The sequence below is a fragment of the Saccharomonospora glauca K62 genome (assembly GCF_000243395.2).
In the GTDB taxonomy this organism is placed as follows: Bacteria; Actinomycetota; Actinomycetes; order Mycobacteriales; family Pseudonocardiaceae; genus Saccharomonospora; species Saccharomonospora glauca.
This window is the reverse complement of the sequence record NZ_CM001484.1, coordinates 2,023,016-2,035,624: the sequence shown is the minus strand read 5'-3', so window position 1 is coordinate 2,035,624 and position 12,609 is coordinate 2,023,016. Positions and strand designations below refer to the sequence as shown.

Annotated in this window: 11 protein-coding genes; 10 read left to right on the top strand and 1 reads right to left on the bottom strand. The window is 70.4% G+C overall.

The genetic code is table 11. The features are described from left to right. Positions 1-349 precede the first annotated feature (349 nt). The 9 genes from SACGLDRAFT_RS09750 to SACGLDRAFT_RS22495 all read left to right on the top strand — a co-directional run bounded on the left by SACGLDRAFT_RS09750 (position 350) and on the right by SACGLDRAFT_RS22495 (position 11,278). Positions 350-1,522 (top strand): ROK family transcriptional regulator, encoded by a 1,173-nt coding sequence (locus SACGLDRAFT_RS09750; protein WP_005464108.1) that lies wholly within the window; start codon positions 350-352, stop codon positions 1,520-1,522. Beyond that, a complete protein-coding gene (locus SACGLDRAFT_RS09745) occupies positions 1,523-2,545 on the top strand; it encodes an extracellular solute-binding protein (protein WP_005464107.1) in 1,023 nt (340 codons plus the stop codon). Positions 2,546-2,579: 34 nt separating this feature from the next. Continuing rightward, positions 2,580-3,644, top strand: coding sequence for an ABC transporter ATP-binding protein (locus SACGLDRAFT_RS09740; protein WP_005464104.1), 1,065 nt, complete (start codon positions 2,580-2,582; stop codon positions 3,642-3,644). Continuing rightward, complete coding sequence (locus SACGLDRAFT_RS09735) at positions 3,641-5,407, top strand: ABC transporter permease (protein WP_005464098.1); 1,767 nt, start codon at positions 3,641-3,643, stop codon at positions 5,405-5,407. The genes SACGLDRAFT_RS09740 and SACGLDRAFT_RS09735 overlap by 4 nt, the downstream gene beginning before the upstream one ends. Positions 5,408-5,436: 29 nt before the next feature. Beyond that, the gene (locus tag SACGLDRAFT_RS09730; protein ID WP_005464096.1) at positions 5,437-6,900 is read left to right on the top strand and encodes a lyase family protein; all 1,464 of its coding nucleotides are present in this window, start codon (positions 5,437-5,439) and stop codon (positions 6,898-6,900) included. Between the two features lie 8 nt (positions 6,901-6,908). Beyond that, positions 6,909-7,871: a carbohydrate kinase family protein gene (locus tag SACGLDRAFT_RS09725; RefSeq protein ID WP_005464094.1), complete on the top strand. Its 963-nt coding sequence runs from the start codon at positions 6,909-6,911 to the stop codon at positions 7,869-7,871. Then, the gene (locus SACGLDRAFT_RS09720; RefSeq protein ID WP_005464092.1) at positions 7,868-8,848 is read left to right on the top strand and encodes an amidohydrolase family protein; all 981 of its coding nucleotides are present in this window, start codon (positions 7,868-7,870) and stop codon (positions 8,846-8,848) included. The genes SACGLDRAFT_RS09725 and SACGLDRAFT_RS09720 overlap by 4 nt, the downstream gene beginning before the upstream one ends. After that, positions 8,845-9,882 carry an SIS domain-containing protein gene (locus tag SACGLDRAFT_RS09715; RefSeq protein ID WP_005464090.1) on the top strand — a complete coding sequence of 346 codons (1,038 nt, stop codon included), beginning with the start codon at positions 8,845-8,847 and terminating at the stop codon, positions 9,880-9,882. Before SACGLDRAFT_RS09720 ends, SACGLDRAFT_RS09715 begins: the two co-directional genes overlap by 4 nt. A gap of 826 nt (positions 9,883-10,708) precedes the next feature. Beyond that, complete coding sequence (locus SACGLDRAFT_RS22495) at positions 10,709-11,278, top strand: hypothetical protein (RefSeq protein WP_005464086.1); 570 nt, start codon at positions 10,709-10,711, stop codon at positions 11,276-11,278. A 16-nt stretch (positions 11,279-11,294) separates the two neighbouring features. Here the strand turns inward: SACGLDRAFT_RS22495 and SACGLDRAFT_RS09700 are convergent, their stop codons facing one another. Beyond that, positions 11,295-11,855 carry a cysteine dioxygenase family protein gene (locus tag SACGLDRAFT_RS09700; RefSeq protein ID WP_005464078.1) on the bottom strand — a complete coding sequence of 187 codons (561 nt, stop codon included), beginning with the start codon at positions 11,853-11,855 and terminating at the stop codon, positions 11,295-11,297. A 132-nt stretch (positions 11,856-11,987) separates the two neighbouring features. Here SACGLDRAFT_RS09700 and SACGLDRAFT_RS09695 point away from each other — a divergent pair, with 132 nt between their 5' ends. After that, a complete protein-coding gene (locus SACGLDRAFT_RS09695) occupies positions 11,988-12,584 on the top strand; it encodes a class I SAM-dependent methyltransferase (protein WP_005464077.1) in 597 nt (198 codons plus the stop codon). Positions 12,585-12,609 lie beyond the last annotated feature (25 nt).

Genomic DNA, 12,609 nt, shown 5'->3' with positions numbered 1-12,609 from the left:
GCACGTCTGGAAAACCGCGAGGAACCGACAATTTCCTCTCTCGTCGGCGATCGTCACGGAATCGTTCCAGCCGTCGCGCCGAACCCGCGTCCACTCGGCGGTCGGGGCCCGCCGAGCACGGCCCCGCCGGGGACGCGGGCCCGGCGACCCGTGCCGCGACATCCCCGCTCCGACCTCGCCGAATCCCGCACGGGACCGGCTCCTCTCCGGCCGGGCGCCACGTCATTTCGTACCCGGCGGCGGCACCCTCTCCCCCGACGACCATCGCCGGAACCGTTGCACTACGTGTCTGAACCACTACGCAAAACGATCTTCCCAAACTTACTTCGGATGCCGTATAAAGTTCGCCATGTCTCACCCAACCGACCGGTCGGCGCCGACCGGGCAGGAGGCGTTACGCCGCATCCGAACCGGAGCAGTGCTGGCAGCGCTTCGGGAGCACGGCCCCGTCTCCCGGACGGAACTGGCCGAACTGACCGGCTACCGGCCGTCCTCGCTCACGGCGATCGTTCGGGACCTCATGGCCACCGGCCACATCGTTCAGGTCGGTACCGCGGGCTCGTCGGGTGGGCGACGTCCTCGTCTGCTGGGGTTCAATCCGTCCGCCGAGTCGCTGATCGCGCTCTCGCTCGAAGGTGAACAGGCCAACGCGGCCGTCGTCGATCTCGCCGGGGAACTGCTCAGCGGTCACAGCCGCCGGGTGGACCCGGCCGAACCCCTCGGCGATCTGGTCGCGGTCGCCACCGAAGCACTCGACGCGGACCCGCGACCTCGCCCCAGCCGGGTGGTGTTCTCCCTTCCCGGTGTCGCCACGGAAAAAGGAGCGGTCACCCTCTCCCCCGTGCTGCGTGCCCTCGGGGAGGACTCGCTGGCCGCGATGCTGTCCGACAAGCTGGGTCTGCCGGTGCAGATCGAGAACGACGTGAACCTCATCGCCCTGGGGGAACGGGAGCGCGGCGCGGCGACCGACGTGGACGACCTGGTGCTCGTCTACATCGGCTACGGCATCGGCGCCGCCGTGGTCAGCGACGGATCGCTGTGCCGGGGAGCGGCCGGTTTCGCGGGCGAGATCGGCTTCCTGCCCACGAGTCTTCCGCCCGGCCCGCACACCGGTGACCGCGGTCCCTTCGAGCAGCGGTGGAGCGTGCCGGGTATCGGCGCCGCACTGGCCGAACTGGACGGTCACGAAAGCCCCGACCCGATCACCGCGCTGGCGGAACGCAGTGCGGAGCCCGCCGTGGCCTCGCTGCGTCGCCGGGCCATCGAGGCGTGGGCTTTCGCCGTCGTCGTCTGCTCGTGCGTGACCAACCCCGCCCGCGTGGTGCTCGCCGGAGCCGCGCCCCGGCTCGGCGCCGACGGGCTCGCCGAACTTCGTGATCTCGTTCGGGCAGCGGCTCCCTCCGCTCCCGAAGTCGTCTACGCCGAACTCGGAACCAGGGCCCTGAACATCGGGGCCGTTTCCCCTTCCCTGTTGTCCCACGCTGCGAACCCCGCGCAGCCATCGCCACGAAAGAGCAGCTAGATGCGTAGAATCCTGACCCTCCTCTCCGGCGTTTTGCTCCTCGCCGGACTCACCGCCGGCTGCGGACTCCAGTCCGCGGAGGACGGCGGCGGACTGACGATCTACACGGCCCGCGACAAGGGCCTCGCCGAGAAGGTGGTGCGGGACTTCGAAGCCGCGCATCCCGAGTACGAGGGCAAGGTCCGACTGCTGACCCTCGGCGCGCAGGAGGCGTTCGAGCGCGTCTCGGCCGAGAAGGGCCGCCCGCAGGCCGACATCTGGTGGGGCGGCACTCAGCAGCAGTTCACCCTCGCCGCGGAGCAGGACCTGCTCGCGCCCGCTCCCGAGGAGGTGCTCGACGCGGTCCCCGAGCGTTACCGTGACGCGGAGGGCCGTTGGGTGGGCGAGATGGTGCTCGCCGAGGTCATCTTCTACAACGAGAACATGCTCAGTCCCGAGGAGGCCCCGAAGGACTGGGACGACCTGATCAAGCCCGAGTTCAAGGACAAGATCATCGTCCGCGACGTGGCCGCCTCCGGCACCATGCGCAGCATCTACTCGGCGATGATCGCGCGGGCCGGCGACACCGAAGCCGGTTACGAGTGGCTGCGCAAGCTCGACGCCAACACCAAGGTCTACGCCGCCAACCCGACCGACCTGTACCTGCGGATCCAACGCGAGGAAGCGCCCGTGAGCGTGTGGAACCTGCAGGACGTGCTGCTGCAGCAGAAGGACCACGACGCCCCGTTCAAGACGGTCTCGGCGGCCTCGGGAGTCCCGCAGCTGGTCGACGGCATCGCCAAGGTCAAGGGTGGCCCCAACGACAAGGCCGCGGACGAGTTCCTGAAGTTTTTGTTCCAGCAGGACACCCAAAAGCACCTCGCCGAGGAGTACTACCAGCTCCCCACCATCGAGCTCGCGGAGGAGCCGAGCTGGCTCGCCCCGCTGGAGCTGACCGAGATGCCGGTGGACTGGGATCTGGTCTCCGCCAAGGAGAAGGAATGGATCTCCTACTGGAGCGAGCACATCAAGAACAAGCAGTGACCGCACCGGTGCCCGTGTGGAGGAAACCCAGCCCATGATCCCCGTTCACCTCGACCGAATCAGCAAGAGCTACGGCTCGGCGGCACCCGTGGTGCACGACGTGGACATCGCCATTTCCGCCGGGGAGTTCTTCACCCTGCTCGGCCCGTCCGGGTGCGGAAAGTCCACGACGCTTCGCATGATCGCCGGATTCGTCTCGCCCACCAGCGGTCGCATCCTGTTCGACGGTCGTGACATGACGGCCGTCCCACCGAACAAGCGCGGCACCGGCATGGTGTTCCAGAACTACGCCCTGTTCCCGCACTACAACGTCGCCCAGAACGTCGCGTACGGGCTGGTGTCGCGGAAGGTGCCCAAGGAGGAACGCCGTCGTCGGGTCGCCGACGCCTTGGAGCTGGTCGGGCTCGGCGGCTACGCCGAGCGCCGGATCGACCAGCTCTCGGGTGGTCAGCAACAGCGAGTGGCGCTGGCCCGCGCGCTCGTGATCGAGCCCGCCGTGCTGCTGCTCGACGAGCCGCTGTCCAACTTGGACGCCAAGCTGCGAGAGGAGATGCGGACGGAGATCCGGCGAGCCCAGAAGAAGTCCGGCATCACCAGCGTCTACGTCACCCACGACCAGGGTGAGGCGATGGCAATGAGCGACCGCATCGCCGTGTTCGAGGCGGGAAAGCTGCACCAGGTCGGCACGCCCCGAGAGGTCTACCACCACCCGGCGTCGGCGTTCGTCGCCCGTTTCATCGGGCGCAGCAACGTGCTGCCCGGCGAGGTCGTCGGCCGAGAGGGCGACCGGGCGGCGGTGAAGTTGGGCAGCGGAGCGACGGTGCTGGCCGGACATCCCGAGGACCTCGGGGTCTCCACGGGCGAGCCGGTCGCCGTGTCGGTCCGCCCGGAGCACCTCGCGTTCACCGAGGCCGGTGAGGGGATCTTCGACGCCGTCGTGCGCAACATCGAGTTCACCGGGTCGAGCTGTCAGTTCGACCTGCTCGCCGGTGAGCTCGAACTGGCGGTCACCGCGGCCGATCGAGCCGACCTACCGCGTCCGGGGGACCGGGTGGGCGTGCGGGTGGAACCCGAACGTGCCTGGGTGGTGCGGCCATGAGCGCTCCGACCACCACCCGTCCCATCGACGACCGGGCCGCTGCCCCGCCCGCCGCCTCCGGACGACGGAAGCTGTTCTCGCCCGAGAGCGACCGGTTCGTCTACGTGCTCGCGCTCCCGGTCGTCGCGGTCCTGTTGTTCTTCGTCGTCATCCCGATGGCGACCACCGCGGCGACCTCGGCCGACGGTGACGGTTTCGCGGCGAACTACGGCAGCCTGTTCGGCGGTGCCTCCGGTCGGGCGCTGCTGCTGTCGGTGGTCACGTCGCTGGCCTCGGTGGTGTTCTGCGGCGTCATCGGCACGCTGCTGGCCGTGTTGCTGCACCGGTTCGACTTTCCGGGGCGGCGACTGCTGTCGGTGTTCGCGATCCTGCCGATGGCGCTGCCGCCGCTGATCGGCGCGGTCTCCTTCGTCCTGCTGTACAGCGAGACCGGGATCGTGCCCCGGTCGCTGAACGAGCTCTTCGGCATCGCACCGTCGACCACCTCGGTGGGAGGCGTGGCCGGGGTGATCCTCGTGCACGCCTTCACCATGTACCCGTACTTCTACCTGTCGGTGTCCGCGGCACTGGCCGGGATGGACGGCTCGTTGGAGGAGGCGGCCACGAACCTCGGGGCGAGCCGGGCCAGGGTGTGGCGCACGGTGCTGCTGCCGATGCTCACCCCCGCGTTGGTCTCCGGCGCGCTGTTGACGTTCATGATGTCGATGGCGTCGTTCACGGCCCCGCAGCTGTACAATGTGCAGACCCTGACGATGGAGATCGTCTCCGCCCGCACCTCGGGCAATCAGGCGCTGGCGGCCACCCAGGCGACGGCGCTCACGGTAGTGTCGATCGCGTTCCTCGTGGCGATGCGCTGGTACCAGGGGCGCCGAGTGCACCGCAGTCTGTCGAAGGGCCACCCGAGCCCGCGTCGCTCCCCCGGCTCCGCGTTGGGCAAGACGCTGGCGGGCGTCGGGAGCCTGGTGCTCACCGTGGTGTTGATGGCGCCGGTGCTGGTGATCGTGCTCGTGTCGTTCTCGGTGGACAGCTCGTGGACGACCCAGGTGCTGCCCAGCGAGTACACACTCGACAACTACGTGCGGATCTTCACCGACCCCCACAGTCTGCTGCCCATCTCGGTGAGTCTGCAGATGAGCTTGCTGGCCACGGCGGCGGCGATTCTCGTCGGCGCGGCGACGGCGTGGGTGGTGGCCCGGTGGAAGCTGCCCGGTCGGTCCGTCCTCGACGTGATGATCATGCTCCCGTGGGCGTTGCCGGGCACGGTGATCGGTGTGAACCTCGTGACCGCGTTCAACGAGCCGAACGCGGGCAACCTCGGCCTGACCCTCGTCGGCACCCTGTGGATCCTGCCGGTCGCCTACTTCGTCCGGTTCGTTCCCCTGGTGTTCCGGTCGACGAGCGCCTCGCTCGACCAGATGGACCCGTCGCTGGAGGAAGCCGCCCGCAACCTGGGAGCCGGCCCGTGGCGCGTGCTGCGCACCGTGACCCTTCCGTTGGTGGTGCGCGGGGTGCTCGCCGGGGCGCTGCTGGCGTTCGTGGACGGCGTGGGCGAGTACGTCGCGTCGGTGATCATCTATCCGCCGGGACTGCCGCCGATGTCGGTGGAGATCTACAACCGGATCTACTCCTCCGAGTTCGGTAGCGCCGCCGCCTACGGCACGTTGCAGATCGTGTTGATCCTGGCCGTGCTCGTCCTGTCCAACCGGCTCGGCGACGGGCCGCGCAAGAAGACGGCCGAGGCCACCGCGCTTCCGGTGGCCTGACCGTGCCTTCCGACGAAGAAAGTTGTCTCATGCCCCAGCTGTCCACGTACTGGCAGAACCATCTCAGGGTCGCCTTCGAGGAGTCGGCGCCCCAGCTCTACCGCCCCATGCTGACGGCCAGCCTCGCGCACGTCGTGATGCTCGCCGAGCAGGGTCTGCTGCCCGGTGAGCGCGCTCGGGCGCTGCTCACCGGGTTGCGCGAGCTGCTCGCGGCCCCCGACGACCGACTCGAGTTCGACGGCAGCGTGGAGGACGTCTACTACCTCGTCGAGCAGCGACTCGCCGCGGCCGCGGGCATCCAGCGCTCCGAACTGGACGTGCAACTCGCCCGCTCCCGCAACGACCTCGACGCCGGGGTCTTCCGCATGGTGCTGCGCGAGAACGTGCTCGAACAGGCGCGCATGGCGTGCGCGGCCGCCGAGGCCGCCGCGACGCGGGCGGAGGAGCACGCGGACGTGCTCATCATCGGCTACACCCACCGCAGGCCCGCGCAGCCCACCACGCTGGGCCACGTCCTGGCGGGGTACGGCGAGGCGCTGCTCAGCCAGGCCGACGAGCTGCTGTCCGTCTACGACGAGCTCAACGTCTCGCCGCTCGGGTCGTGCGCGTTCGCGGGCACCGACCTGCCGATCGCACCCGACCGGCTCACGGAGCTGCTCGGGTTCCGCGAGACCTTCACCTCGTCCTACGAGGCGGTGGCGGGCGCCGAACACCTCGTGCGGACCGCCGCGGTGCAGGCCCGCATCCTGGCGACCGGGGCTCGGATGGCCCGCACCATGCTGGACTGGATGACGTTCCGCTGGATCGTCACGCCCGACTCCTACTGCCAGGGCTCCAGCATCATGCCGCAGAAGAAGAACCCGGTGGTGCTCGAGCACATGTGCTCGATGGCCGGTGCCGCCGCGGCCGACCTGGCCGCGACGATGAACAACGTCGGCGCCGCCTGGTACGAGGACTCGAACAACGCCACCACCGACGTGCAGCAGCACCTGTGGCGTGCCGGGGACCGCTCGGTGCGCTTCCTCACCCTGATGCACGGGCTGCTGACGGAGATCGCTCCCCTGGAACCGCCGACCCCGGAGGAGGTGGTGGCCACGGGCGCCACCACGACGGCCGTCGCCGAGGCGCTCGCCGCGGCGGGCCTTCCCTGGCGCGGCGCGCACTCCGTCGTCGGCGCGCTCGTGCGGCAGGCTCCCCCGGTGGAATGGACCACGGAGCTGGTGGCGAAGGCGATCACCGAGGCGGGCCTCGGCGAGGCCGACGACGCCGTCGTGGCGTCCGCGCTCGCCGCCGGGTTGCGTCCACAGCGGGTGCTGGACCGCCCACAGCCGGGAGGTCCGGGGACGGAGGCGGTGCGGCGCACGGCGCAGCGGGTCGCCGAGCGCGTGGACGCGCTCACTCGCGAGTTCGACTCCCGCCGGGCCGAGCTGCGGCGGGCCGAGGACGCGTTGACCTCCGCGGTCGACGCCGTGCTCGCCGGGGATCGGAGGTGACCCCGGCCGTGCCGGAAGGTCCTCACGCGGAGCGCATCACCGTCGTCGGCAACGTCAACCTCGACGTCGTCGTGGCCGGGGTGGCCGAGCTCCCACCGCCCGGAACGGAGCGGATCGTGCCCTCGATCGCCGTGCGGCCGGGGGGTTCCGCGGCCAACACCGCCGTCACCCTGGCCAACCTCGGGCGAAACACCGTGCTGGTGGGTCGCGTCGGCGACGACGGCACGGCCCGCCTGCTGGACGAGGAACTGAACCTTCCCGGACTGCACGCCCACCTGGTGCGCGCGCCCGGTGAGTCGACCTCGGTGACGGTCGCGGCGGAGGCCCCCGGACACGATCGCGCGTTCCTGTCCGCGCTCGGCGCGCTGGCCGACATGGACTCCTCCGCCGTGCCCTCGGACGCGCTGGCCTCCCGGTATCTGCTGCTGTCGGGTTACTTCCTCCTTCCCGTCATGCGGGGCGAGCGCGCGCGGGAGCTGTTCTCCTCGGCACGCCGGGCCGGGGCCCGTACCGCGCTGGACACGGGATGGGACCCCGGCGACTGGTCGGCGGACACCCGCACCGAGGTGCTGCGTCTTTTGGAGTGCGTGGACGTCTTCCTGCCGAACTCCGACGAGGTGTGCGCGTTGGCCGACGACTCCGACGTGGACTCCGCCGCGCGCACGGTGGCCGCGAGCAGCGGGACGACGGTGGTCGCCAAGTGCGGTTCCCGTGGCGCGCTCGTGGTGACCCCGGACGGGTCGGTCACCGAGTGTCCGACCCCGCGGGTACGGGTGCAGGACTCCACGGGTGCCGGGGACGCGTTCAACGCGGGCCTGCTGCACCGGCTCGCCGACGGGGCGTCCCTCGTCGAGGCGGCCGGCTACGGGGTCCGGGTCGCGGCCACCGTGATCAGCCGTCCCTCGCACGACCGCCGGTTCTCACCGGCCGACGTCCTGCCCGAGCAACGCGACGAGGTGGTGTCACGATGAGCGTCCCCACGGTGCAGGGGATCGAAGTGATCGACTTCCACCTGCACTTCCGTATCGAGCACGACCCGGCGACCCGTGATCTCTCCGGAGGTCAGTTCGCCTGCTCCGACCATGACGAGGAGGCCCAACGCCGACGCGCGGAGCTCGTGGCCGCGCAGTCGGCGAAGTGGCGGCGGGCGTGGGACTTCCCCGACCCGCAGCCCTCGGACGAGCGCACCTGGCAGGAGGAGGCCGATCTCTGGCTCGACGAGCTCGACCGGTACGGCATCGCCCACGCCACGTTCGTCACCGGGTGCGGCGACGACCGGGTGGCCGAGCTCGTGGCCCGGAACCCGCAGCGGTTCTCCGGCATGGCTAACCTGCGTGACCTGACCGAACCGGGTGCCGCGGACCGGCTTCGGCGCGCTGTCACCGAACTCGGGCTGCGCGGGTTGAAGTTGTTCGCTCCCCTGCTGCCGCACCGGATCGACGATCCGGGCGCCGAGGAGGTGTGGCGGGTCGCGGCCGAACACGGCATTCCCGTTCTCATCCACTTCGGACACTGTGGTTCCAGCGGTGGCATCGCGCACAACGCGCACATCGAGCCCGCGTGGCTGGAACCGGTGGCCAAACGGTTCCCCGGAATCCCGTTCGTGATCCCGCACTTCGGGGTCCAGCACGTGCAGCAGGTGCTGTTCCTCGCCTGGGCGTGTCCCAACGTGCACGTGGACACCTCCGGTTCCAACCAGTGGGTGCGCTGGATGCCGTACAAGTTGACGCTGGAGGACCTGTTCCGGCGTTGCTACGAGACGATCGGCCCCGACCGGATCGTGTTCGGCAGCGACTCGTCGTGGTTCCCGCGCGGCTACTGCTATCGCTACCTCGCCGACCAACTGCGGGTCTGCCACGAGATGGGCATGCCCGAGACGGACATCGCGAAGATCTTCGGGGGCAACGCCGCCCGCCTGCTCCGACTCCCCCGACAAGGACGCTCATGACGACGACACAGACCGAGCTCGGCACGTGGATGGCACGGGAGATCGCCGAGCAGCCGCGGGTCCTGGCCGACCTGATGCGCGATCGGACGGCCTTCCGCCGGATCGCCGACCACATCCGGCGGTTCCGGCCGAGGTTCGTGCTGTTCGCCGCCCGCGGTTCGAGCGATCACGCCGCGCTCTACGGGAAGTACCTGGTGGAGGTCGAACTCGGACTGCCCGCCGGGTCGGTGTCCCCGTCGACCACCACGCTGTACGGGGCGGAGCCGGACCTGCGTGACGTCCTGCTCGTCACGGTCAGCCAAAGCGGTGGCTCGCCCGACCTGGTCGAGGTGACCGAGTCCGCCCGTCGCCGAGGCGCGCTGACGGTGGCCGTGACCAACACCCCGGACTCCGCCCTGGGCGAGGTCGCCGAGCACACGCTGGACATCGGCGCCGGTCCGGAACGCGCGGTCGCCGCCACCAAGACGTACACGGCGAGCCTGCTCGCGCTGTACTTGCTGGTGCGGGAGTTGCGCGAGTCCTCGACGACGCCGGACGCGGACGAGTTCGAAAAGCTGGCGTGGCAGTGCCTCGACACGGGCGTCCAGCGGGTGGACGCGGTGGCGGCGCGCCTGCGGTTCGCCGAGCGCATCGTCACCACCGCGCGCGGCTACTCGTTGGCTACGGCCGCCGAGGCGGGCTTGAAGCTGGCCGAGACCAGCTACCTCCTCACTCGCTACTACAGCGCCGCCGACCTGTTGCACGGGCCGATCGCGGCGGTCGGGGCGGGCACCGCCGTGCTCGCCGTCTGCGGTACCGGACCGGGCGGCCGGACGATGTCGGAGGTGCTCGACCGCCTCACCGCGCGTGGTGCCGAGGTGCTGCGTGTCGGTCCGGAGGCCGGACACGACCTCCCGGTTCCCTCGTTGAGCGAGAACCTGGCTCCCGTCCTGGAGGTGCTCCCGCTGCAACAGCTCGCGTGGCGGCTCGCCGTCGAACGCGGGTTGGACCCCGACCGCCCGGACGGCCTGCGCAAGACCACCGAGACCCGGTGAGCGGTCGCCGTCGCCGGCCTTTCCACCCCACCGAGGCCGGCGACGGCGGAGCGCCTCCCCGTGTCCGGTTGCTGTCACGAGCGCGCGCCGCTCCGTCCGGAGCGATTAGTGTCCGTCCGGTCGAGTGAGCGGAAGGACTGGTTCGGGATGCGTATTCGTCCGGCGATCACCTTCATCGGTCTCGTCCTGGTCACGGGGTGCGCTGCCGAGGAACCACAGCGGCAGCCCTTGCCGGAACCTCGGCCGGACAGGGCGCTCGTGTCGTGGTCGGAGACCGTGTGCACGCAGGCCAAGGCTCTCGACGACCTACGCGAGGGCACCGACTCGCCGGGCTACGCCGGGTGGGTCCGGTCCGAAGTGTCCACTGTCCTGACCCGGCTCGATGCCCTGGAGGATTCGGGGATCCGGCAAGCGGACGACTACGTCGGCGCGCTGGTGCGCGACCTCGAACGCCTGCGGGACGAACTCTCCGCCGAGACGTCGGGGGAACTCGCTCCCTCCCGCATCGTCGAGCTCCTCGACGGGATCGGACGTCAGGAGCCGGAGCTGGTCGCGCTGGCCGAACGGACGAAGGACCTCGCGCCGTCGATGCACCTCGCCCCCGGCTGTCCTCCCCTGGACCAGCCGCCCACGATGGACACCCTCGCGAGTCGTGACCTGGTGAACTGGGCGAACACGATGTGCCGGGCTCGCGCCGTCCTCGCCGGGGTGCCGTCCCCGGACGACGACGTGCTGAAACATCCGAGGTTCGCCGCGTTCGAGGACTCGGTCCTGGCGTCGTACCTCGGCTCCGTGTCGGGGGAGCTGGGGGGGTGTCGGGGAGCCCGTGGCGGGGTTGCCCGACATCGGCGTCCCCGCCGCGGACACCTACCGCTCCACCCTGCTCTCGGCGTTGCGCGAGGCCGAGCGGACACTACCGCGCGCGGAATCCCCGCTCGACTACTACGACCTTCCGCTCGACCGGCTCCGCGCGCGGGCACGGGAGGTCGCCGAGACCGTCTCGGCGATCGAGCCCCGCGACCCGGACCTGGGCGAGGTCGTCCGTGAAGACCCCGCGCTCTCCGCCGCCCACGACCTCGCGCCGAACTGCGAACCGCCGGGTGCGCCGTCGACGTCCCCGACCCCCCTGCCCGCTGCGGAGGACGGCACCGACGTCGCGGCGTGCGAGGACGGCGAGTGCCGGATCGAGGTGTCCACGCCGGTGGACATCCCCGTGCGCGACGCCGTCTTCACGGCCACCGTCAGCAAGGGGACGGTGTGGCTCGCCGACGACAGCGGGCTGATCCGGCTCACCGGAGCGGGCACCGGACGGTTCGGCAGGGACGACCTGACCGTCACCTTCTCCGTGATCGCCTCGTCGAGCACCGCGGCGGTGCTGGACGTGACGACCGAGTGACGACGGCCCGCCCGGATCACCCCGCCCGCTCGACCACCGGCAGGTCGTAGGTGCGGCGAATGCTGCTGCCGAGCTTGTGGATGTCGGCGCCGTAGATGTGCAGCGACACGGCCAATTCGGAGCAGCTGTTGTGGACCCGGTGGATGTCACCGGGCGGGTCCAGTACCGACACGGCCCCGGACACGTTGACCGACTCGCCGGTGCGCACGAGACACGTCCGACCGTCCGTCTCGCGAAGCTCGTAGACCTCTTCGGTCTCCTGCCCTTCGAGCACGCCCGTGACACACCACGAGACGTGGTCGTGGATGGCGGTGGCCTGGCCGGGCAACCACACGAGCACGACGATCGAGAACACCCCGCCCGGCTCCACGTGCGCGATGTGCTGGGTGTAGTGGTCCGGGTCGTGGCGACGCAGGTGGTCCGGCACCGGCAGTCCGGCCGACAGCCGTTCGGACAGTGCCTCCCCGACTCGCCGCGCGGTCACGGCCGAGTCGGCTCCGTCGCCCACGGCCCGACGCACCGAGGAGATGAGGTCGAGGAACTCGGCGGTCAACGGCTCGCTCGTCCGCGTGGTCATGGGACCTCCCTTCCACACCGCCGTCGGGATCGCCGACGACGACAGGTTGCTCGTATCGAGCATGGCCAATTCGCAGCGGCGACGAAAGATCCAATACCTTGGCGCCGAGCGGTGATCGGGCAGGATGGGGGCATGACGAACCGACCTCGCTGGTTCACCGACACCCGGCCGGGCCACTCCGAGTGGTATGTCGAGCGCTTCCGCACCATGGCCCGCGAGGGCGCCGACCTGGAAGGGGAGGCTCGGCTGGTGGACGCGATGGTGCGTCCGGGCTCGCGGATCCTGGACGCCGGGTGCGGCCCCGGCCGAGTGGGCGCGGCCCTGCACCGCCGTGGCCACACGGTGGTCGGCGTCGACGTCGACCCGGTGTTGATCGAGGCCGCCGAGCGGGACCACCCCGGACCGCGCTGGGTGGTCGGCGATCTGGCCGACGTCGACCTCGCCACGCTCGGGGAGGAACCGTTCGACCTCGCCGTGGTGCCCGGCAACGTGATGGTCTTCCTCGCTCCGGGGTCCGAACGCACCGTGCTGCGCAACCTAGGGAACTGTGTGCGTTCGGGCGGCCGCGTCGTGGTCGGGTATCGCCGTGAGGACACCTACCCCTACTCGCGGTTCGACGCCGACGCCGCCGCGGTCGGGTTACGGCTCGAACACCGGTTCGCCACCTGGGAGCTGGACCCCTTCACCGACGAGTCCGATTTCGCGGTGAGTGTGCTGCGCGTGAGCTGAACACCGCGTCACCGCCGCGGAGTCG

Bases quoted from the DNA above. Each gene is read 5' to 3' on its own strand.
- SACGLDRAFT_RS09715 (WP_005464090.1), top strand. From the start codon at position 8,845: ATGACGACGACACAGACCGAGCTCGGCACGTGGATGGCACGGGAGATC.
- SACGLDRAFT_RS09700 (WP_005464078.1), bottom strand. From the start codon at position 11,855: ATGACCACGCGGACGAGCGAGCCGTTGACCGCCGAGTTCCTCGACCTC.
- SACGLDRAFT_RS09740 (WP_005464104.1), top strand. From the start codon at position 2,580: ATGATCCCCGTTCACCTCGACCGAATCAGCAAGAGCTACGGCTCGGCG.
- SACGLDRAFT_RS09745 (WP_005464107.1), top strand. From the start codon at position 1,523: ATGCGTAGAATCCTGACCCTCCTCTCCGGCGTTTTGCTCCTCGCCGGA.
- SACGLDRAFT_RS09720 (WP_005464092.1), top strand. From the start codon at position 7,868: ATGAGCGTCCCCACGGTGCAGGGGATCGAAGTGATCGACTTCCACCTG.
- SACGLDRAFT_RS09730 (WP_005464096.1), top strand. From the start codon at position 5,437: ATGCCCCAGCTGTCCACGTACTGGCAGAACCATCTCAGGGTCGCCTTC.
- SACGLDRAFT_RS09750 (WP_005464108.1), top strand. From the start codon at position 350: ATGTCTCACCCAACCGACCGGTCGGCGCCGACCGGGCAGGAGGCGTTA.
- SACGLDRAFT_RS09735 (WP_005464098.1), top strand. From the start codon at position 3,641: ATGAGCGCTCCGACCACCACCCGTCCCATCGACGACCGGGCCGCTGCC.
- SACGLDRAFT_RS09695 (WP_005464077.1), top strand. From the start codon at position 11,988: ATGACGAACCGACCTCGCTGGTTCACCGACACCCGGCCGGGCCACTCC.